General features: G+C 72.2%; 15 protein-coding genes and 2 pseudogenes. 6 read left to right on the forward strand and 11 right to left on the reverse strand.

Translation table 11 applies throughout. The annotated features are described in order from the left end of the window. Positions 1-104 precede the first annotated feature (104 nt). Positions 105-1,871, reverse strand: coding sequence for a sulfatase (locus AC07AW_RS13900; protein WP_478815662.1), 1,767 nt, complete (start codon positions 1,869-1,871; stop codon positions 105-107). After that, the gene (locus AC07AW_RS13905) at positions 1,868-2,479 is read right to left on the reverse strand and encodes a PadR family transcriptional regulator (RefSeq protein WP_478815663.1); all 612 of its coding nucleotides are present in this window, start codon (positions 2,477-2,479) and stop codon (positions 1,868-1,870) included. The genes AC07AW_RS13900 and AC07AW_RS13905 overlap by 4 nt, the downstream gene beginning before the upstream one ends. A 475-nt stretch (positions 2,480-2,954) precedes the next feature. Between AC07AW_RS13905 and AC07AW_RS13910 the strand changes: the two genes are divergently transcribed. From AC07AW_RS13910 to AC07AW_RS13925, 4 genes are all read left to right on the forward strand, one after another. Continuing rightward, positions 2,955-5,186, forward strand: a complete 2,232-nt coding sequence (locus tag AC07AW_RS13910; protein ID WP_478815664.1) for an MMPL family transporter — start codon at positions 2,955-2,957, stop codon at positions 5,184-5,186. Between the two features lie 207 nt (positions 5,187-5,393). Further along, positions 5,394-6,914, forward strand: coding sequence for a streptophobe family protein (locus AC07AW_RS13915; RefSeq protein ID WP_478815665.1), 1,521 nt, complete (start codon positions 5,394-5,396; stop codon positions 6,912-6,914). A gap of 141 nt (positions 6,915-7,055) precedes the next feature. Beyond that, positions 7,056-7,802 (forward strand): response regulator transcription factor, encoded by a 747-nt coding sequence (locus tag AC07AW_RS13920; RefSeq protein WP_478815666.1) that lies wholly within the window; start codon positions 7,056-7,058, stop codon positions 7,800-7,802. Continuing rightward, positions 7,799-9,352 carry a HAMP domain-containing sensor histidine kinase gene (locus AC07AW_RS13925; RefSeq protein ID WP_478815667.1) on the forward strand — a complete coding sequence of 518 codons (1,554 nt, stop codon included), beginning with the start codon at positions 7,799-7,801 and terminating at the stop codon, positions 9,350-9,352. Before AC07AW_RS13920 ends, AC07AW_RS13925 begins: the two co-directional genes overlap by 4 nt. Before the next feature lie 28 nt (positions 9,353-9,380). On the opposite strand, the gene AC07AW_RS13930 is transcribed toward AC07AW_RS13925, so the two are convergent. The 3 genes from AC07AW_RS13930 to AC07AW_RS13940 are packed head-to-tail and all read right to left on the reverse strand — an operon-like array spanning position 9,381 to position 14,065. Beyond that, entirely contained in the window at positions 9,381-10,790 is a 1,410-nt protein-coding gene (locus AC07AW_RS13930; protein WP_478815668.1) for a phytoene desaturase family protein, read from the reverse strand. Continuing rightward, positions 10,787-12,592: a DUF3556 domain-containing protein gene (locus tag AC07AW_RS13935; protein WP_478815669.1), complete on the reverse strand. Its 1,806-nt coding sequence runs from the start codon at positions 12,590-12,592 to the stop codon at positions 10,787-10,789. Before AC07AW_RS13935 ends, AC07AW_RS13930 begins: the two co-directional genes overlap by 4 nt. A 3-nt stretch (positions 12,593-12,595) precedes the next feature. Next, positions 12,596-14,065, reverse strand: coding sequence for a class I adenylate-forming enzyme family protein (locus tag AC07AW_RS13940; protein WP_478815670.1), 1,470 nt, complete (start codon positions 14,063-14,065; stop codon positions 12,596-12,598). 646 nt (positions 14,066-14,711) lie between these two features. Here AC07AW_RS13940 and AC07AW_RS13945 point away from each other — a divergent pair. After that, positions 14,712-15,998 carry a PucR family transcriptional regulator gene (locus AC07AW_RS13945; protein ID WP_478815671.1) on the forward strand — a complete coding sequence of 429 codons (1,287 nt, stop codon included), beginning with the start codon at positions 14,712-14,714 and terminating at the stop codon, positions 15,996-15,998. 53 nt (positions 15,999-16,051) lie between these two features. Here the strand turns inward: AC07AW_RS13945 and AC07AW_RS13950 are convergent, their stop codons facing one another. The 4 genes from AC07AW_RS13950 to AC07AW_RS13965 form a co-directional block, all read right to left on the reverse strand. After that, a complete protein-coding gene (locus AC07AW_RS13950) occupies positions 16,052-16,591 on the reverse strand; it encodes an SMI1/KNR4 family protein (protein ID WP_478815672.1) in 540 nt (179 codons plus the stop codon). A gap of 124 nt (positions 16,592-16,715) precedes the next feature. Continuing rightward, positions 16,716-17,516, reverse strand: a complete 801-nt coding sequence (locus tag AC07AW_RS13955) for an SDR family oxidoreductase (protein ID WP_478815673.1) — start codon at positions 17,514-17,516, stop codon at positions 16,716-16,718. 436 nt (positions 17,517-17,952) lie between these two features. Continuing rightward, complete coding sequence (locus tag AC07AW_RS13960) at positions 17,953-18,309, reverse strand: SpoIIAA family protein (protein ID WP_478815674.1); 357 nt, start codon at positions 18,307-18,309, stop codon at positions 17,953-17,955. 903 nt (positions 18,310-19,212) lie between these two features. After that, positions 19,213-20,046, reverse strand: a complete 834-nt coding sequence (locus AC07AW_RS13965; RefSeq protein ID WP_478815675.1) for a hypothetical protein — start codon at positions 20,044-20,046, stop codon at positions 19,213-19,215. 289 nt (positions 20,047-20,335) lie between these two features. On the opposite strand from AC07AW_RS13965, the gene AC07AW_RS13970 reads away from it, so the two are divergent. After that, positions 20,336-20,641, forward strand: coding sequence for a hypothetical protein (locus tag AC07AW_RS13970; RefSeq protein WP_478816274.1), 306 nt, complete (start codon positions 20,336-20,338; stop codon positions 20,639-20,641). 189 nt (positions 20,642-20,830) lie between these two features. On the opposite strand, the pseudogene AC07AW_RS13975 reads toward AC07AW_RS13970, so the two are convergent. After that, positions 20,831-21,076: pseudogene (locus tag AC07AW_RS13975) on the reverse strand (transposase); the annotation flags it as partial. A gap of 268 nt (positions 21,077-21,344) precedes the next feature. Beyond that, positions 21,345-21,518: pseudogene (locus AC07AW_RS13980) on the reverse strand (transposase); the annotation flags it as partial. Positions 21,519-21,520: the final 2 nt, after the last annotated feature.

The following is a 21,520-nucleotide window of genomic DNA, read 5'->3' on the forward strand; positions in this document are numbered from 1 at the left end:
CGTGTCGTTTCTTGGCGGGAACTGTGCGGGGGAGGGGCAGGTGCACGGGCCGGTGACGGGGCGGCAACCCCGTCACCGGCCGAACCGAAGGTGTGACGGCAGGGTCAGAGCGCGGCGAGTTCGTCCGCGATCGACCGCAGGGCGGTGGCCGGGACCCGGCCGCCCGCGATCCCGGCCACGTCGATCAGCGACGTACCGGCCAGGAACTGCAGGAACTCGGAGGCGAGGAGTTCGGGCAGGTGCCGGCGGAGCACCTCGACGGCGACCGGGTCGGCGATCAGCGTCTTCACCGGGCTGCGCAGGGACAGCCGCCCGCCCGGATAGTCCTCGGGGCGCGGGAGCGGCCGGGCGAACTCCTCCGCCTGGCCGTGCTGGGCGCGGACCAGCAGGTGCTTCTCGGTGACCGGCCCGGTCTCGGGCAGCCCGAGCCGCTCGTACTGGCTCGGCGGTGCCTCGGAGGCGCGCATCGCCTCGACCAGGAGCGTCGCCATGCGCAGCTCGGCCTCGTCGTCGACGATCGGGGCCAGCTGCTCGGGGTCGGTCTCCAGGTCGAAGAGGAGGGTGCCCTGGTAGTAGGGGTTGAGGAAGGAACGGGCGGGCGTACGGAGCGTCTTCACGCCCTTGGTGAAGCCGAAGGGGGCGGCGAGGTCGGCGTCAGCCAGTTCGGCCGGGGTGAACCGGCCGCGCATGTGCGTCGGCATCAGGGTGTGCTCGTACAGCGGCCCGTTCTCCTCGGAGACGGGGGCGCGCATGTACACGTACCGTCCGTCGGTGACGTTGACGTGTCCGCCGTGGGCGCCGAAGAGGCCGGCCTCGCGCACGGGCGTGTCGTCGGCGACGGGCAGCGGGGAGCCCTGCATGTCGGCCGGGCGGTCGACGCCGAACCAGTCGAGCAGGGTCGGTGCGATGTCGATCGTCTGCACCAGGGAGTCGCGCCGTTCCCCGGCGGTGCCGGGGTGACGGGGGTCCCAGACGAAGAGCGGCAGGTGGACGAGTTCGTTGAACCAGGGCTGGACCCACTTGGCCCACCAGCCCTTCTCGCCCAGCAGGAAACCGTGGTCGGTGTTGACGATCAGCAGGGTGTCGTCCCACAGCCCGTGCTCGTCCATGGCGTCGAGGACCCGGCCGAGGGAGCGGTCGCACATGGAGAGCAGCGCCGCGTACTCGTAGCGGGCGTGCGCCACCTGGTCGTCGGTCTCGGTGACGCGCTTGTAGTCGGGCCAGTCGAAGTGCGGGCCGTCGTACTCGTGCGGGTACAGGTCCTTGTAGCGCTGGTGGGTGAAGAACGGCTCGTGCGGGTCGAAGGTCTCGATCTGGACGAACCAGCGGTCGGCGTCCTTGTTCGTACGGATGAACTCCAGGCCCGCGTCGAAGGTGAGCGTCTGCGGGTGCCGGTCCTCCGTCGCCATGTACTGGCGGTTGACCCAGTCCTGCCGGAAGCCCTCGCTGCGCATGCGCTTCAGGGTGTCGGGCAGCTCGGGGTCGGTGACGTGCCCCTTCCAGGCGTCGCCCTCCTGCCCGCGCGAGAACTCCCAGGTGTTGTAGCGGCCGTGGTAGGTCGAGCCGCCGTCCTCCCAGTAGTGCGGGTGGTCGCTCGACAGGTGGGTGTAGACGCCGTTCTGCTTGAGGAGTTCGGGGGTCGAGTCGTCGAACGGCTCCAGCGGGCCCCAGCTGCGGTGCAGGAAGTTGTACCGGCCGGTGTGCAGTTCCCGGCGGGCCGGCATGCACGGCAGCGAACCGGCGTAGGCGTTGTCGAACGTGACCGCCCGCTCGGCGAGGCGGGCGAAGTTCGGGGCGTGGGTCCAGTCCGCTCCGTACGGCGGCAGCATGTGCCGGTTGAGGCTGTCGAACATGACCATGATGGCTTTCACGCGGGGGAGTCCCCTCTCTGGTTCAAGCGGTCTTCCATGTGGGTTTCGAGGCGGGCTTCGAGGCGGTGCAGCATCCGCTCCAGCCAGGCGATCCAGGTGTCGACGGCGGCCGACCCGTGGTCGTGCAGCGAGTCGAAGACCTCCTGGGCGAAGGCCGTGTCCAGCTCGGGCAGCGGATCCTCGAAGGTGAGCGTGCGGTCGCGATGGCGGTTGACGGCCACCTGCTCGCGGCGGAAGGCGAGTTCGGTCCGTACGAGCCCGATCGCCGCCTCCTCGTCCAGCGGGGCGGCGAAGGCGAACCGGGCCAGGAAGTCCGGGTCCTGGAAGCGGCTGGACGGCTCGTACGGCGAGCGCACCCATGCCAGCAGGGCGTCCCGCCCGGACGGCGTCAGCCGGTACACCTTCGCGTCCGGCCGGCCGTCGCGCGGATCGACCTCGTGGACGACCCAGCCGTCGCCCTCCAGGCGCCCCAACAGACGGTAGATCTGGCTGTGGTGGGACCGGGAGCGCAGGAACTGTCCCTCGGTCTCCATCCACCTGCCCAGGTCGAAGCCGCTGCGCGGGCGTCCGGCGAGCAGGGCGAGCAGGACGTATTCGAACTTGACCATGACCGACCTCGCTATGTGCACTTTCACCTATGTGACAAGTGTTGTAGGTCGGCAGACGTGCGGAGTCAAGGGTTCCGGCGCGGGTTTATCCCGCCTGCAAGGCGCCCTTCACCATCCGACGGATGGTTTCAACCGGATGGAGTGGCACGGCGGATGGGCGGCACCAGGTCGGCGACCGGGCCGGCCCGAGTGTGCACGGCCCCCCGGCGCGGGTCGGTCAGGTCCCGCAGGGTGGCCGCGAGGGCGGCCCGGTTCGCGGCGTCGGTGACTGGCGGCGTCCACGCCCGCCGACCCGGTGAACTTCCTGTGAATCAGGACGCGGTGGCAGCGGACAGGCCGGGTATCCGGGGCATCGGCCCTGCCCCGGTGCCCGGAACTCTCAGAAAGTTCCCAGGATCTCTCCGGGGGCGATCAGGGTGGGCTGACAGCGTCAGGGCCGTTCCGATGAGCCCCGACCTGACGTGGAGCCTTTGCTGTGGCCACAATCCTTTCCCGGCTGGGCCGGTTCTCCTTCCGGAGGCGCCGGCCGGTCGCGCTGCTGTGGGTGGTACTGCTCGTGGGGGCGGGGGTACTGGCGGGCAGAGCCCCCGCCGCGCCGCCGAACGACTTCTCCATGCCCGGCACCGAGGCACAGCAGGCGTACGACCTGCTGGAGGAGAGCTTCCCGGAGCTGAACGCCGACGGCGCGACGGCCCGGGTGGTCTTCCGGGCCGAGGACGGCAAGGTCACCGACCCCAGGACGAAGAAGGCCGTCCAGGAGACGGTACGGGGACTCGGCGCCGACCCGCAGGTCGTCCGGGTCACCGACCCCTACGCCACCCGATCGGTGAGCGCGGACGGCTCCACCGCCTACGCGCAGGTCTCCTACAAGGTGTCCGCCCCGGAACTGGCGGAGAGCTCGCGCACCGCACTCCAGGACACCGTCGAGCACGCGCGCTCGCCGGAGCTGACCGTCGAGGTCGGCGGCAACGCCGTCACCGCGATGGCCGGCGGGCACTCCTCCGAGGCCCTGGGCCTCGCCGTGGCCGCCGTCGTGCTCGCCCTCACCTTCGGCTCGCTGCTCGCCGCCGGCCTTCCGCTGCTCACCGCGATCCTCGGCGTCGGCATCGGCGGTCTCGCGATCAAGGTGCTCGCGGAGCCCCTCGGCCTCGGTTCGACCACCAGCAGCCTCGCCACCATGATCGGCCTCGCCGTCGGCATCGACTACGCCCTGTTCGTCGTCTCCCGCTACCGCACCGAACTCGCCCGGGGCAGGGAGCGCGAGGACGCGGCCGCCCACGCGGTGGGCACCGCCGGCTCGGCGGTCGTGTTCGCCGGCCTGACCGTCGTCATCGCCCTGGCCGGACTGTGGGTGGTCGGCATCCCGCTGCTGGCCCAGATGGGTCTCGCCGCGGCCGGCACCGTCGTCATCGCGGTCCTCATCGCCGTCACCCTGATCCCCGCCCTGCTCGGGATCTGCGGCCGCCGGATCGGTCCGGCCCGCGCACGGCGCCGCCGTGGCGAGGGCGACCGGCCGAAGCCCGGCCTCGGCGTGCGCTGGGCCCGGTTCACCGTCCGGCGGCCGGTCGCCGTCCTTCTCGGCGGGGTCGCGCTGCTCGGCGCGATCGCCGTGCCCGCCGCGTCGCTGGAGATGGGGCTGCCGGGTGACGAGAGCAAGCCCACCTCGACGACCCAGCGCCGGGCCTACGACCTCCTTGCCGAGGGCTTCGGGCCGGGCTTCAACGGCCCGCTGACCGTGGTGGTACGGAACGAGGACGGCGGCAGCGCCCGGACCGCCGCCCAGGACGTCGCCGAGGAGATCCGCGAGCGGAAGGACGTCGCCGCCGTCGGGCAGCCCCGGCTCAGCGCGTCCGGTGACACCGCCGTCCTCAACGTCGTCCCGGCGGCCGCACCGGCGAGCACCGGGACGGCCGACCTGGTCCACGCGCTGCGCGACCCGCGGCTCGTCGACGACCACGACGCCCGTGTTCTGGTCGGCGGATCGACGGCGATGAACGTCGACGTCTCCCAGAAGTTGTCCGACGCGCTGCTGCCCTACCTGGCACTCGTGGTCGGCCTGGCGTTCCTGCTGCTCATCGCTGTCTTCCGGTCCCTCCTCGTGCCCCTCAAGGCCGCCCTGGGCTTCCTGCTGTCCGTCCTCGCCGGCCTCGGCGCGGTGGTCGCCGTCTTCCAGTGGGGCTGGCTGGCCTCCCTCTTCGGGGTCGCCGAACCCGGGCCCGTGATGTCGATGATGCCGATCTTCATGGTGGGCGTCGTCTTCGGCCTCGCCATGGACTACGAGGTCTTCCTCGTCACCCGGATGCGCGAGGCGTACGTCCACGGGCAGTCGCCGAAGGACGCCGTGGTCAGCGGTTTCGAGCACAGCGGGCGAGTGGTGACCGCCGCCGCGCTGATCATGATCGCGGTGTTCGCCTCGTTCATGGGCAGCGACGAACAGATGCTCAAGACCATCGGCTTCGGCCTCGCCGCCGCCGTCCTCTTCGACGCGTTCGCCGTCCGCATGGCGCTCGTCCCCGCCGTCCTGGCCCTGCTCGGCCGTGCCGCCTGGCGCCTGCCCCGATGGCTCGACCGCCTCGTGCCCGACCTCGACGTCGAGGGCGAGCGGCTCGAACGGAGCCAGGGCGATCCCACGGCCGCCACTGCCGAGACGCCGCAGCACGGTCCCGACAGGGTCACCGAAACCGTCGGAACCGGCACCGGCGACTGAGCCCACGTCCCCGGCCGGGGCCCGGGGCTCCCGGTGAACAGAGGCCGCGGAGACCCGTCCCGCGCCGCTGAACCGGCGGCCCGGAGCCGTCCCGCTCCGGTGAACCGGGCTCCGACAGCCCCGGTCCCGCACCCCAGTTCACGGGGCGGCGTCCCCCTCCCGCCGCCCCGTGCTCCACCCCGTAACCCGTCCACAGGAGCCTGCCCCGTGTCCTCCGCCGCACCGCCGCCCGCCCGTCCCGCCGGCTCGCCCTGGCGCCACGCCCTCGAAGGATCCCTCGCGGCCGCGGCCGCCGTCCTCGCGATGACCGCCGCCGCGTGGGCGGCCCTGACCGTCCTCGGCGCCGACGCAGTCGCCCCGGTCACCCGCCTCGTACCCACCCTGGTGAGCATGGCCGTCGGCGGAGGCGTCACTGTCGAGTCGGCGCCCGCTCCCGAACCCGCCGACGACGGCGGGGCGGGCGGCGGCCTCGGCGGACTGTTCGGCGGCCTGGGCGGCGGGGGCGGCCTGAGCCTCGGCCTGACCGGTGAGGCGGCGGTGACGCCGCTGATGCTGACGTTCCTCGGAACGGCTGTCCTGGCGCTCGGCTTCTTCCGGCCCCTGCGCCGACGGCAGCGGCCGGCCCCGGCGCTGCTGTGGGCCCGGTGCGGCGGTGCGCTGGTGACCTCGGCCGCGGTTCTCCCGATACTGGCCGGCATGGCCCAGGGCACGGCCCGGCTGCCGGAGAGCGTGACGGACCGCTTCGGCAAGGGCGCCTCGTCCGGAGCGTTCAGCCGGTTCGGAGGCGGCGGGGGCGGAGGTCTCACCAAGGGTCTGTCGTCGGTGATGTTCGAGACCGACACCGCGGCGACCGTCTTCTTCGGTCTGCTGTGGGTCGGCGCCGTCCTCGCCCTCGGCTGTCTGGCCGCCCGCCGTACGACCCTGCCGCGGCCCCTCGCCCTCGGCCGTGCGCGCCTGAAGTGGAACGCGGTCGCCTCCGCCCTCACCGGCATCGCGGCCGTGCTGTGCTGTTCGGCCGTGGCCGTCGCTCTCCTGGCCGGGGCGGCGGCCCTGACCGGCCGCGAGCAGGCGGCCAAGGCGGCGGGCCTGCTGCTGCTTCTCGCGCCCAACGCCCTCGCCGTACTGGTCACCACCGGCCTCGGCGCCTCCTGGGAGGCGGGCATGCGGCGCCTCGAGACCGAAGGCGGCGGGATGCTCGGCATGCTCGGCGGCGCAGCCCGGGGCGGTGGCGCGGGCACGGACAAGTCCGTCGACGTCGGAGGCTGGTCGGGCGCGGGGCTGCCGCTGTGGCTGATCGCGATGGTCCTGATGTTCCTCCTTCTGCTGATCGCCGGGTACGTGGCTGCCGCCCGCACTCCGGCCCGTACCCCGCGTGAGGACTCCGAGGCCCTGCTCGACCGCCACGCGGACACCGCCCTGCGGACCGGCATCGCGGTGGGCGCTTCCGCCTTGCTGCTCCCCTTGCTCGCCCAGGGGTCGGTACGGATCGGCATCAGCCTCATGGGCAACGAGATGGGTGGCATGACGGCGGGCCTGAACGGCGACGCCGGACTGTCCGCACTGACCGGCTTTGTCCTCGCCGCCCTCGCCTCGTACGCTGGCAGCCGCCTGCACGGCCGGCGGGCCCGGCGGCGCCCCCGTCCTGTGCCGCAGCCGCCCGTCGGCACCGGCCGAGGACCGACCGGCCGCCGGCCGGTGTCCCGGGTCCCGTCGGACGCGGCCTCGTGAGCTCCCCGTGATCTCCTGAGAAGAACCAGTCAGCACAGGAACCGGTTAGCCCAGGAACCAGTCAGGACAGGAACCGGTCAGCACAGGAGCCTGTCAGCCCAGCCCCAGTGCCCAGTCCAAGAAGGCGGCGATCCCCACACCATGGCGGCACCGACACCCCCAGCCCGCTCGGCGGGTCGCCCCGACCGGCACCACCTGCTCGTCGTCGACGACGAACCCACGGTCCGGGAACTGCTGCGCACCGCGCTGCGCTACGCGGGCTTCGACGTCGACGCCGCTGCCACCGGCCGGGAGGCACTCGACCTGGCCGCCGCCCGCACCCCCGACCTCGTCCTGCTCGACGTCATGCTCCCGGACATGGACGGCTTCGAGGTGATCCGCCGACTGCGGGAGCGGCCCCGCTCCCCCCTGCCCGGACAGGGCGGCGACGTGCCCGTCCTCTTCGTCACCGCCCGAGACGACCGCCAGGACCGCCTGCACGGCCTGCGCCTCGGCGGCGACGACTACGTCACCAAACCCTTCGACCTCGAAGAACTCATCGCCCGCATCCAGGCCGTCCTGCGCCGCACCCGGGGAGAGCAGCCCGCCCGGCTCACTGTCGGGGATCTGGCACTGGAACCCGACAGCCACCACGTCACCCGCGCCGGACGGACCGTGCGCCTGTCCCCGACCGAGTTCCGCCTCCTGCACTTCCTCGTCGCCAACGCCGAACGGACCGTGACGAAGAGCCAGATCCTGGACCGTGTCTGGGAGTACGACTTCGGCGGCGACCCCAGCATCGTCGACACGTACATCAGCTACCTGCGCCGCAAGGTCGACCGGGTCGAGCCCAAGCTGATCCACACCGTCCGGGGCGTCGGCTATGTGATCCGCGAGCCCCGGCCGTGAAGCGCCCCGCCTCGTGGCGGACCGGGCGCCGGCGGCCCAGCAGGCTGTCCCTCCGCACCCGCCTGCTGTGCCTCTCCATCGCCCTTGTCGCGGTCGGCCTCCTCGGTACCGGCGTCATCGTCACCACGGCCCTGCGCGGTTACCTCCAGGACCGCGTCGACGACCGGCTCGTCCTCACCGGCCAGATCGCCGCCCGTCTCGCCCCGCCCGCCGGCACCGACACCCCGCCGAGCGTGCGGGCCCTGAGCGTCCTCGGCGACACCACCGTGACCTACCTCGACGACGACGGAGCGACCCGCAGGGCCTTCGACGCGAGCACCGCGCCCCCGGGCGGCGGACCGGAACTCCCGGCCCTCGACCGCACGGCCGTCCTCGCCCACCAGGGCCGTCCCTTCACCGTCCCCGCCAAGGACGGCGACCACGAGTGGCGCGTCATCGCCTTCGCCCAGCCCGCCCAGGTCTTCCCGCCCGAGCGCTCCGACACGCGGGGCAGCGTCGTCGTGGCGACCTCCCTCGACGAGGTCGAACGCACCGTCGTCAAGACCCGCAACCTCTCCCTGACGGTCGGCGCCGCCCTGCTCGCGCTCCTCACCGCCGCCGGCTGGTTCGCCGTCCGCTCCGGACTGCGTCCCCTGACCCGCATCGAGGAGACCGCGACCTCCATCACCGCCGGCGACTACTCCCATCGCGTCCCCGAACTGGCCGCCCCCCACACCGAGGTGGGCCACCTGACCGCCTGTCTCAACCAGATGCTCGACCGGATCGACACCGCCTTCCAGGCCCGCGCGGAAGCCGAGGCCCGCACCCGCCGCTTCTTCGCCGACGCCGGACACGAACTCCGCACGCCGCTCGTCGGCATCAAGGGCTACACCGACCTCTACCGGATGGGCGCCCTGCCGACCCGCGAGGACGTCGACCAGACCATGACCCGGATCGCCGCCGAGTCCGAACGCCTCACCCGGCTGGTGGAGGAGATGTTCCTCCTGGCCCGCCTCGACGAGGACGCCGAGCACGCGGCCCCCGGCCAGGAACCGGCCCTCGCTCTCGATCTCGCCCCCATGGACCTGCGTACCCTGGCCGCCGACGCCCTCCACGACGTACGCGCCCTGGACGCCACCCGCCCCGTCACCCTCACCGGCCCCGGCGGTGGAAAGCCCGTCACCGCTCCCGCCGTCGCCGACGAGGCCCGCCTCCGCCAGGTCGTCACCAACCTCATCGGCAACGCCGTCGCCCACACACCGCCCGGCACACCGATCCGCATCGGCGTCGGCACCGTCGACGACCGAGCCGTCCTCGAAGTCGCCGACGAGGGTCCGGGTCTCACCCCGGCCGAACGCGACCGTGTCTTCGACCGCTTCTACCGCACCGACGACTCCCGCGCCCGCACCACCGGCGGCTCCGGCCTCGGCCTCGCCATCGCCCATGCCCTCGTCACCGCCCACGACGGCCACCTCACCCTCACCACCGCCCCGGACGAGGGCTGCATCTTCCGCATCGAACTCCCGCTGCCCGGCCTGCCGCGCCACGGAAGCGGCGGCAGGCCATGGTGATCGAGACCTTGGCGACGGCCCCGGTGGGTCAGAGGCGTGCCAGTGCGCGGCGGGCGGCGTTGTAGCCGCACATGCCGTGCGCGCCGGCTCCGGGCGGAGTCGCGGCCGAGCACAGGTAGACGCCGGGGATGCCCGTGGCGTACGGGTCGAGCGCCACGCGCGGCCGGAAGACCAGCTGCAGGGGGTCGTTGGCGCCGGTCACGATGTCGCCGCCGACGTAGTTCTCGTTGTGTCGGCTCATGTCCCTGGTGCTGCGCACGTGCACGGCCCGGATGCGGTCGCGGAAGCCGGGGGCGTACCGCTCGATCTGCGCGGTGATCGCCCCGGTGGCGTCGCCGGTGAAGCCGGCGGGCACGTGGGCGTACGCGTAGAGCGGGTGCACATCGCCCGCCGAGCGGGTCTTGTCGGCCAGGTACTGCTGGCCGACGAGTACGAACGGCCGCTCGGGCATCCGGCCGGCCGCCACGTCCTTCTCGGCGGCGGCGATCTCCGCGACGCTGCCGCCCAGGTGCACGGTGCCGGCGGAGCGCGAGCCCTCGTGCGTCCAGGGCACGCCGCCCTCGACGGCGTAGTCGACCTTGAACGCGCCGGGCCCGTGCCGGTACCTGGTGTACGCCCGGCGCACCCCGGGCGGCAGCCGGTCGCCCGCGATCCGGGCGGCGGCGGACGGCGAGGTGTCCAGCATGACGAGGTCCGGGCCCTCCAGTTCGTCCAGCGAGGTCACCCGGCGGCCGGTCTCGAACCGCACTCCGTACTCGGTCGCGCGGCGGACGATCGCGTCCCGGATGCCGGCCGAACCGCCCTCGGCGACCGGCCAGCCGTAGGCGTGCGCGGCCGTGGTCAGCGCGACCCCGATGGCGGAGGAGAACAGCGTGTTCAGCGGCCGGAAGCTGTGCGCCGCCGTGCCGCTCCACAGGGCCTGGGCCTCGGGCGAGCCGAAGCGGCGGGCGAGCAGCGTGGCGGGCAGGCCGCCGTACGCGCCGAGCCGGGCCAGGTGGAACGGGTGGCGCGGGATGTGGAGAACCGGCTGGAGGAACTCCTGGCTGATCGTCCCGAACCGCTCGGTGAGGGGGCCGAAGACGGCCTTCCAGCCGGAGCCGCCCGCCCCGAGCCCGGCCGCCGTCCCGGTGACGGAGCGGACGGCCACCGCGCCGCGTCCGCCGTCGAGGGGGTGGGAGAACTCGGTGGGTGCCCAGCGCCAGGTCAGGCCGGCCCCGGCCAGGTCGAACCGCTGGGCGAAGGCCGAGCCGGGACCCAGGGGGTGCATGCCGGAGCATTCGTCGTGGATGAGGCCGGGCAGGGTCAGTTCGCTGGAGCGGGTGCCGCCGCCGAGGACGTCCGAGGCCTCGATGACCCGGACGTGGACGCCTTCGGCGGCGAGGGTGAGGGCGGCGGCGAGCCCGTTGGGCCCGCTGCCGACCACGACTGCCGTCGTCATGCGACGGCCTCCTTCCCGTTCGCGGCCCGGTGGGCCGGGTGGTGCTCGGGGTGACGCCAGGTGACCTGGAGCGGGATGGGCCCGTTCGGCAGCCAGGGCTGCTGGTCGACGAGGTCGCGCACCTCCCAGCGGCCTCTTTCGACGATGCCCAGGGCGGCGTCCATCACGAAGTACTCCTGCCAGGGCCGGTGGATCGGCTGGGACTCCACCCAGAAGACCACAAGATCGCCCGGCGCGAAGTGCACCCGCCGCTGGACCGCCTCGATCAGCTGGTCGTCGTGGAGGTGCCCGTCACCGAAGTTCCAGCCGAGGATCAGATTGGCGCCCATCTCGCCCTCGCGCACGGTGTACGTGTCGAGAGCGTCCCCGAGGTAGGTCTGCGCCACCGACAGCAGGCCCTTGCCCTGGGTGTGCATCGAGCGCCAGGCGATGAACATGGTCATGGCCATCTCGGCCTGCTCGGCGGTGTAGCCGAGGGCCTGCAGCTGCTTGCTGTGGGGCCCGACGGGGACGGGTAGTTCGCCGAGGCGCTCCTCGGCCCCCGGCGCCAGCGCCCAGACCGCCGACGCCCAGTTGCCCGCGTACTGCCTCATCGACGGCAGGAAGGACACCAGGTCGGGGCGGAGGTTGCCGAGGACGGGGAAGAAGAGCAGGGCGCCCGCGATCACCGGCAGCATCCACGGCTCGCTGAAGTCGAGCACGCCGTAACCGTCCTGGTTGGGGTGGCCGGCGAACAGGAAGATCCCGATGTAGGCGAAGAGGACGTTCCACTCCAGCGGCACCGCCAGCGGGAACGTGGACGTGATGAACAGGTGGAAGGCCACCATGCCGGCGACGGCGATGAGGGTGACCGTCCGATGGGTGCTGAACAGCAGCACGAGCGGGACGACGAACTCGGCGAGGGTGCCCATGACATGGGCCATGAAGTGGGCCAGACGCGAAGGGCGCAGATCCTCGGGAGCGTTGCGGTAGTGCTTGAGCCGGACCGACTTCGGCATGAACGGGGCGTTCGACACCATCGGGGGAACGACGAAGGAGAAGTGGCGGGTGAACTTCGAGACGGCGGCGCCCACCCACACGATGACGATGATCAGCTTCGCCGCGATGATCATGTCGGTGAAGTCGAGCAGGGAGCAGGCGAGCATCACCGGCACGTACTGCTCGCCCCGCGCCGCCAGGAAGACCAGCTTGTCCCGCAGGCCGAGGAGGACGAGGAGAGCGGCCGGGACGGCGAACAGCACCGGGTCGACCAGGCCGCCGGTCACCTCCGGGCGGGCCGCGGACAGCGATGCCGTGTCCACGCCGGGGAGCGCGAGTGCCACGGCCAGGCTGAGCAGGATCGCGGCGTACAGCAGGGTGTCGACGATCCCGCGCCGGTCACCCCGGGTGAACGGGACGACGCGCGGCCACGGTGGCAGCCGGATCGTGCCGGGCCGCAGCCAGTAGCGCGCCCCGCCGTACATGGGCTTGAAGTGGCCGGTCAGCGGGCCCCAGGCGCCGCCGAGTCCGATCACCTCCAGGAGGGCCACCCACAGCACCAGCTTCTGGTAGACGACCGGCTCGTCCCACCAGCGCCCCACGTCGAGCAGGCCGCCGACGTCGGAGGTGGTGGTCACGATCAGCAGGCCGCCGATGGCGGAGAGGCCGACCAGCTTGAGGACGTAGAGCAGGTGCAGGGCCCAGGGGCTGCCGAAGCCGTGGCCTGCCCAGAACGTCGTCAGGACCTTGATCCGTTCCAGGAACGGGCGCCGCAGGAACTCCTCGGGGTCCACGGCGGGGAAGACGGGCGTCTTGAAAGGCATGAGTCACGCTCCCGTGGTGACGGTCCGGTGCCGGCGGCGCAGCGCGGGCTTGTCGATCTTGCCGACGGGGTTCTTGGGGACGGCCTCCAGGACGCGCACGCCGACCGGCACCTTGTAACGGGCGAGCTTCGCGGCGCAGGCCTCGAGCAGCGCCTCGGGGGTGACGGCGGCGCCGGGGAGGAGGGCCACGTAGGCGACGGGGACCTCACCGAACCGCTCGTCGCTCTGCCCGATGACGGCGGCCTCGTACACGCCGTCCACCGCGAGCAGGACCGCCTCGATCTCCTTGGGGTAGATGTTCTCGCCGCCGCGGATGATGAGGTCCTTGATGCGGTCGACGATGCGCAGGTAGCCGTCGTCGTCGATGACGCCGACGTCGCCGGTGTGCAGCCGGCCGCCGCGCAGGGCCGCGGCGGTCTCCTCCGGACGGTTCAGATATCCGCGCATCACGTTCGGTCCTTCGACGACCACCTCGCCGCGTTCACCGCGCGGCAGGATCGTGCCGTCGGAGTCCACGACCTCCACCCGAACGCCGGGGAAGGCGGGGCCGACCGTGCCGGCCCTGCGCTCGTCCCACCACAGGTTGGTGGTCGCGGCACACGTGCACTCCGTCAGCCCGTAGCCCTCGGCCAGCGCGAACCCGAAGCGCTTCTCGACCGCGTCCAACAGCTCCTTGGAGGCCGGCGCGGCACCGCAGACGGCGAAGCGCACCGAGGAGAAGTCGGCGTCGCGCGGCTGGGCGAGCAGCATCGCGTAGACGGTGGGCACGCCCGAGAAGTACGTGGGGCGGTGGCGCTCGACGGCGTCGAGGAAGGCGTCGACGGTGAACCGGCCCATCACCGTGAGCCGGGCGCCGCAGCGCAAGGGCGACAGGAAGCTCGCGCAGATCGCGTTGACGTGGAAGAGCGGCAGGAACAGCAGGCAGTGGTCGTCGGCGGTGGTCCGCATGGCGTCCACCATCATCGCCGTCATGGCGTCGAGGTTGGCGTGGTCGAGCATCACGCCCTTGGGCCGGCCCGTCGACCCGCTCGTGTAGACCAGCAGCGCCAGCTCGTCCGGTGACGTCCGTGCCGGGGGCAGCGGTGTGCCCGTGGGAGTGCGCCGCAGCTCGTCGGCGGTGAGGGAGGGCCTGTCGCCGTCGGGGGCGTCGGGACCGAGGTTCACGACCAGGGCGGTGTCGGCGTCCGTGATCTGGTAGGCGGCCTCATCGGCGGTGAAGGCCGGGTTGATCGGGGTGGCGGCCGCGCCGAGCCGCCAGGCGGCGGCCATCGCGACCAGCAGCTCGACGCGGTTGGGGAGCATCACCGCCACGACCGACCCGGGGCCGATGCCGCGTTCGGCGAACTGCTCGGCCGCCGCCTCGACCCAGGCGGCGAACTCCGCGTACGTGAGCTCGTGCCGGTCGTCGCGGACACATGGGCGGTCGGCATGGGCCGGGTCCGCGTACCAGGGCAGATACGCCAGGGACGTCATGGGAGGCTCCTGTCCTTCGAGGGGCTGATGGGTCGAAGGTAGGAAGCCTTGTGACCGGCGACACTGGCCCGGGGGGACAAGGAATCGGGCCGATCTGGTGCCGGCGGAACGATTCGCGGGGCGGCTCCTGCGGTGATGATGGGCGAGCGGTTCCCCCGTGCCGCGGGACGGGCCCCGGCCGAGCGCATGGCTGAGTCGAGAGCCAGTCGCTCTTCGCAGCCGCCACCGGCGCCGGCCGGGGGCCGGCGGGGCACGGTGGCCACTGCGGCGGCACCCGCCAGGGCCGGCCGGGCACGGTGTCCACGGCGCCGGTACCCGCCGGGGCCGGCGGGCGGGCGGCCACGGCGCCGGCGCAGATCCCCGGGTTCTCGACGGCCGCCGCGACCGGCGTACCCCTGGCCGTGTCGGCGCTCCTCATGAAGGACTCCCGCCGTGACCGCCGCCACCACAAGGTGGGCGTCCGCGGAAGGGAACGGCCGGGCCGTCGACACGTCACTCATGACCGCGCTGCTGAAGGCCGGGGCGTAAGCTCTCCCGCCTCCGGTGATCGTCTCCCCGCAGGCCACCGGAGGCGGGAGACGTGGAGACGTGGAGACGTACTACGCAGCCGCCGCGAACTCAGGACAGCAGCCATGGAGGTGCCACGATGACAGGGCCACACGACGTCGAGGTGCCGGCCGACGTCGGCGTGATCGGCACCGCCATCGACGCACAGCTGTCGGAGCTCACCGCGGCCTTGGTCGCGGCCATCAAGGAAGAGATCCCGGAGCTGCCGGACGACCGCATGACGGCGGTTCTCCTCTCGCGCAGCGTGGAGAGCAACCTGCGTGCGGTAGTACCCCTCTACCACGGCGACCTGGATCTCACCGGGCTCGCGGCCCCCGCGGAGGCACGGGAGTACGCGCGTCGGCTCGCCCAGCGCGGCGTCGCGGTCACCGCGCTGGTACGGGCCTACCGGCTCGGCCAGTACCTGCACTTCCGCTGGTGCGTCGAGGAACTCACCCGGCAGTACCCTTCCCCGGCCCGCGCACTGGCCGGCGTCCGCTCGCTGCTCGGGCTGCACTACGTCTACATCGACACGGTCTCCGAGCAGGTCATCGACGAGTACCAGGCGGAGCGCGAGCGCTGGCTCTCCCACCGCGGCACCGTCCGCGCCGAGATCCTCCAACGCATCCTCGCCGGCGAGACCGTCGAGGAGGCCACCGTCGAGACCGCCCTGGGCATCCGGCTGCGCCGGCAGCACCTGGGCGCCGTGCTGTGGACCGCGAGCGGACACGACGACCCCGGCGACCTGCCCCAGCTGGAGACCGCCGCCGGTCGGCTGGCGCAGGCCTTCGGCACTGCCGGCACTCCGGTCTTCTGGCCGAAGGACCGTGCCACGGCCTGGGTCTGGTTCCCGCTCGGCCCGGCGACCAGGGCCGACGCCGATACCGAGGTCGATCTGGATGCCGCCGCCGCGGCCCTCGAACGGACGACACCGCGCGTCCACGCCGCCTTCGGTGTCCCGGCCACCGGACTGGCCGGCTTCCGGCACACCCACGAGGACGCCCTCCAGGCCTTCCGCGTGGCCACGATCGGCAGCGGCGAACCGGCCGCCGTCGTCGGCTACACCGACGCGGCCGTCCGCGCGGCGGCGATGCTCGCCGCCGACCTGCCCCGCACCCGCCGCCTGGTCACCGACGCGCTGGGCGACCTGGCCGCACGGACCGAGAGCGCGGCCCGGCTGCGCGAGACGTTGCTCGCCCTGCTGCAGGAACGCGGCAGCCTCGCCGCCGCGGCCGACCGCTTGCACATCCACAAGAACACCGTGAAGTACCGCGTCGCCCGGGCCGTCGAACAGCGAGGCCGCCCTCTGGAAGACGACCGGCTCGAACTCGAACTCGCCCTGGTCGCGGCGTACTGGCTCGGTGACGCCGCCCTGCCCCAGGGCTGAGCCCCCTGCTCCGCGACGGCCGGGGGTGACGGCCGGTGACGGTCGACGGCCCGTCAGTCGCCGCCCAGGATCTCGTCGTTCGGATCGAAGGTGTGGTCGTCGACCGGCAGGTTGTCGAGGATGTCGGAGCGGATCGCGCCGGTGAGCACGGACAGGATGAACCGGGTGCCGGGCACCGGGTGGTACTCCCACTCCGGTCCACGGCCCGCGTTCGCCAGGACGGTCCAGTCCTCGGGGCGCACGTCCTCACCGGTGAGCCAGTAGAGACAGGCGCCGGTCCCCTCGATGTACGCGAAGGGGAGCAGCCCCGCTCCCTCGGCCTCCAGCTGCTCGGGACGGGGCTCGGGACCGAGCTCCCACAGCCGGGCCAGCACCTCGGCGCGCTCCTCCTTCATGGCCAGGAGGTCGTAGGCGGAGTCGGCGCAGTCGGGTTCCAGGATCCAGATCGTCTCGTCGAAGACACCCCCGCCGTAGGTGTCGACGAGGTCTTTGAAGTCCTCCGGCAGGGCCCGGTTCAGGCGGGCCTCGACCTCGGGCCAGTCCTGCGGGTGACGCTCCGCAGGCGGCGGGACGACGTGGGTGAGTCGTTCCACGTCAGGGTGCATCGGGGAGTCTCCGGGAGAGGGCTCAAGGCTGGGGGATGCCCAGGATAGTGATGCGGTCGGTCGGTCGGCGACGCGCCGTCGTAGGGAGTGAACGGGATCCCCTTCAAGTGGCTCACTCCGGCGGGTGGGTGCGGAGCCACTCGGACCAGGTGGTGGTGCCCCGCTCGCCCTCGGGGCACGTGAGGTCGCGGGCCGCACGCTCGACCGCGGACGGTACCGGGAGACGCAGCAGCCGTCGCTTCCTGCCGCGAATCCGCTGCCACGACGCGAGGACGTCGCCGAGCGTGAGCACCTCCGGCCCTCCGAAGTCCACGCACCGCCCGCCCGGGCCTTCGGTGACGCGTTCGGCGAGGTGGTCCGCGAAGTCGCGCGAGTCCGCCGGCTGGGTCTGCAGATCGGTGGGCAACGCCACGACGGGCAGCCGGGCCGCCTTGCCCAGCATCCGGTCGGTCAGCCAGTGGAACTGGGTGGCCCGCAGGATCGACCACGGCACCGGTCCGGTGCGTACCAGCTCCTCGGCGGTGTACTTGACACGCATGTACGGGATGCGGGCCCGGTCGACGCCGACGATGGACACATAGGCGAAGTGGGCCACCCCGGCCCGCGCGGCCGCGTCGAGCAGGCGGCGGGTGCCGTAGACGTCGACCTCCGGGGGGCTGCGCCAGAAGTCGACCGGCAGGAGGAATCCGCGCCGGGCGGCCGGGGAGAGTGTTGCCGCGTGCACGACGACGTGCGCCCCGGACACCGCCGCCGCGATCCCCTCGCCGGTGGCGAGGTCTCCCCGGAACCACTCCACATCGGGATCCGATCCCGGTGAACGGGCGAGCACGCGCACGCGGTGCGACGGCTTCAGCCTGGCGACCACGTCCCGCCCCAGGTGCCCGGTGCCGCCCGTGACGAGAACGGTGTCCATCGGCAGCGCACCTCCGGATCGAGCGAGCAGTCCTCCGCTCCACTGTCTCACCGGTCCGGCCCACCGGCATGACGGCGCCCGGACGCGGTGCCATAGGTCCGGGAGTACCGCACCCCTTTTACCGGGGGGAGAAGCAGGTCAGGACGTCATCGAGGCCGCGTCGCCGCACGACGGACAGGCGACCGACCACGCCCCGCACGCCGCCCCGGAGGACGCGGACGGGGCCGTTGCCGCCGCGTCGAGCGCACCAGCCGCGAGAAGGGCTCGCCCGTCTCCTGGAGCCTGACCAACCAGGTCATGGTGCGCGATCGGCCACGTCGCGACCGCCGCGCAGACCGCAGCCGCGTTCCCTGCTAGGAGCACCGCCAGGGCATGCGCCCGCCGAAACCAGCGGGTCCCCGCGCCGTCGTCCGGCACGGGGAGCGATCGGCGGGGATCAGCCAGCGACCCAGGCGAGCGCCTCGTCTCGGGCGGCGAGGGGGAAGGTCTTCGTCTCGCCCGGCGTCATCCAGCCGAAGAGGGAGGTGAGGTGAGTCATCCACTCCAGGTCGGTGACCAGCGCGATGCGCTTCCAGGCACGCAGGTGCTCGACGCCGAGCTTGAGGTCCTGCCAGAGGGCCCCGCCGGACATGCCGTCGAAGTCCTTCACGACCAGCAGGAACCGGACGTCGCCGGCCTGCGCGGCTTCGGTGACCGCGGGCAGGACGGTGTCCCGGTAGTCCTCGGCGGAGATCTTTCCGGAGACCTCGAATCCGATGACGCCGGTGGGCATGTCCTCAAGCTTCTCGATCACAGTGCGCTCCTCTTGTCGTGTTCCGTCACGGGGTGACGACGGGGAAAACGGTTCGGGCTCGTCCAGGAGGCGTGTCGGGACGCCGGTGTCGCCCTCGTGCGCGATACCGGCCAGTGAGCAGACGTGTAGTGGTTACGCCGGTCGTGTCGGGCAACAGGCCAGACTTCGCACATGAGACTAGGTGAGGGGCGGACGACCTGCGACTCGCAACACCGACGTCTTCTGTCCGGGCGGCCGTCCACCGACAACACTTCCGGCGTCGCCGGTACGACCCCGCCGTCGCCGAGGCGTCGAGTCAGTCCGGAGCGTTCCAGGAGTCGTACGAGCGAGGGCTGTACGTCGCGCAGGATCAGCCGGCCACCCAGCGCGTAACGGGTCCCGGCCGAGACGGCGACGCCCGTGCGGGACAGGGATCCGCCGGACGGCAGAGGCTGGAACAGGTCGCCGAGGAGGTTGGCGTACCCGCTGGGAGCGGAGGTCGCCGTCGACCTCTGACCGTGAGTCGTCCGGGTTCGGCATCGGGGGCGCGATCGCGGCGGCCTGGGCGAGGGCAACGAGCGGCGTGGAGAACGCGCCGCCGATGAGCTGCGGTAGCGCACGGTGTTGGCGTGGCAGTACAGGGCGCGCCCGACCTCGGTGGCGGAGCCGTTCGCGTGGCCCCCACCGTGCGGCGCTCGAAGAAGTCGCCAGCCGTAGCGACGCGACCGTCATCGCCGCCGGTCTCGATGACCTGCGGGCCGTCCGGCGACGGGACGGAATCGGCGGTGCGGTCATCGGACGAGCGCTGTTTACAGGAGCCTTCACCCGGGGGAGGCCCCCTCGACTGCGCCGCCACCTGACCCTGCCGTCGTACGACACCCGGCGTCCGTCCGGCCTACCGAGGTCTCGTGGTGTGCGGCCTGCTCAGGGACGGGATTCGTAGAGCACCGCATGGAAGCGGCCCTCGTCTTCCCTTCCCGTCGGGTCGATGCCCTGCCGGCGCAGGGTCTCGATCGCGTACTGCTGCTCGCGGTCGTCGGTGAACAGCCGCTGTGGCCAGGTCCGCATGGGATCGCTCCTCGTGTGCAGCCCGTGTGTGGTCAGGACCTCGGCGATCGGCGCGTAGGAGACCGTCCGCAGGACGAACGCGCTCACCCACAGAGGACGGCGCACACCCGCCAGGATCGCGGTGAACGTCCGGTCGGTGACGTAGCTTCCGCCGCCGCTGATGGTGACGAGTCCGACCTGGGCCAGTGCGTGGTTCAGCCCCGGCCCTGGCTTCGACTGTTCGAGGTCGTCGGTGAACCCTGCGTCGAGGAGGCCCACCCGGTGCGCGTAGGCGACCGCACGAGGCGCTACGTCGAGGCCGTACACGGGGTACGCGTCGGTCCGGCGTCGCGCGGCGTAGAACTGCCGGTCCCAGTCGGCGAGCTCGTCCGTCGACATCGCCCGTGCGCGTGGGCTGGTGTATCGCGTGGAGAGCTCGGCCAGTGTCACGTCGTGGTTCAGCAGGGCCGCGGTGATTCCGTACGAGCAGCACACGTCCAGTACCGTCGGCCTTTCGGCGCCGCCGTCCGCCAAGGCCTCGCGCTCGGCGGCCGTACGCCGGAACACGGCCTGGGCGTGGTGCGGGATCTCGTACTCCAGCGGAGCCAGCCGAGTGAAGTACGCCCGGGGATCGGGGCGATCGTAGATGTCGTCGAACCGCGTCTTGCCCACGGCTTCGGGGGCGTCACCACGCTCTTCGGAGTCGGCCACGAAAAGTACCCCTTCTGCCATCTGCGTCCGAGACCGCCGTGGTGCATGACCGCCGAACGGAGTCGGCGTACACCCTGAGATCATGGTGGGTGGACACCCGTGTTCCGTCCAGACCGCACCTGCCCTCACCAGCCACATGGCGGAGGGCTTCGCCCTGGCATCACATCCGGCAAGGGCAAGGGCAAGGGCAAGGGCAAGGGCACGCGGCGCGGTATCCGCTCCGGGCCGGCCCCGCCGGGGTGTGGCACGGGGTACTTTCCCTTGGATCACCGCCTGAGGTAATTGCTCAATGAGCTACTTCATGTACGACGTCATGGGCGGGACGGTCGACGAGCCTGATCCGGAGAGGATGGGGCGAGTGGTCGACGGTCTGGCGCAGGCCGATGACGAGCACCCCGACGTCTCGCTCACCCATGAGAGCGGGTGGTGCCTCAGCGCTTTCGGCGGCGGTCTGCTGGTCTGGGAGAACCCTGACGAGGATGCAGTAGCCCCGGGGGAGATGCGCGATGTCGCCCGGGAGGAGATTCTCCGGCTCTTCGGACTGCTGGCGGCGGGTGACATCGCATCGGTTGAGGCGCTCTCCTGGGAGAGGTGACCGGCCTTGTCGTCCCGGTCGTGCCGGTGGACAAGAAGCCGGGCAGCCCGCGGACCTGGACCTGCCGGCAGTTGATCGACGGCGTACAGTGGCGGACTCGGACCGGGGAGCCCGGCCAGCGTGGTCCGCAACGACCCCAGTTAGGGCTTGTCCGGGCGGCCGTCCGCCACGTGAGCCTTTGCGTAGGTGGGCGGCCCGGCTGTCGGCCTTCTTCGGGATGGTGTGCCGGATACCGCGTCTGCGCAGGTAGTCGCGGCACGGCCCGTTGCTGTAGGCCTTGTCGGCGGCCAGGCACTCGGGCTTCTTCCGGGGCCGGCCAGGTCCGGGCCGGGGAATCCGGATCTTCTCCAGCACCGGGATGAAGTGGGTGCAGTCCGCCCGCTGTCCCGGCGTGACGATCAGGGACAGCGGGCGGCAGCGGCCGTCCGCACTCAGTGGTTCTTGCTGGGGAACCCGCCCCGCGAGCGGCCCAGGCCCTCACCTCCCGCACCACCTCCACCAGGCGGGTGACGAGGCTTGGCCACGGCGTCTCGCCCTGGTGTTCTCCCGGCCCGGCCCCCTTCGGCGCGAGAGGTGGCGGATCGTTGCGGGCTCCGGCCTCGTGCTGGTGGGCCCGCACGATCGTGGAGTCCACCGAGACGTCCCAGTCGACGTCGCCGGCCGTGTCCGCCGCAGCCTGGACCTGCTGGAGCAGCCGCTCCCAGGTTCCGTCGGCCGACCACAGTCGGTCGCGCTCGTAGAGCGTCTTCCACGGCCCGAACCGCTCGGGCAGGTCGCACCATTGAACGCCGGTCCGCACCGCCCGGAGCAACGCCCGAACCCGGAGACAACTCACATGCCCGAGCCGGACAGAACCCGGAAGTGCGCTTGACTGCATGG

Source organism: Streptomyces sp. NPDC044003, from assembly GCF_056435185.1.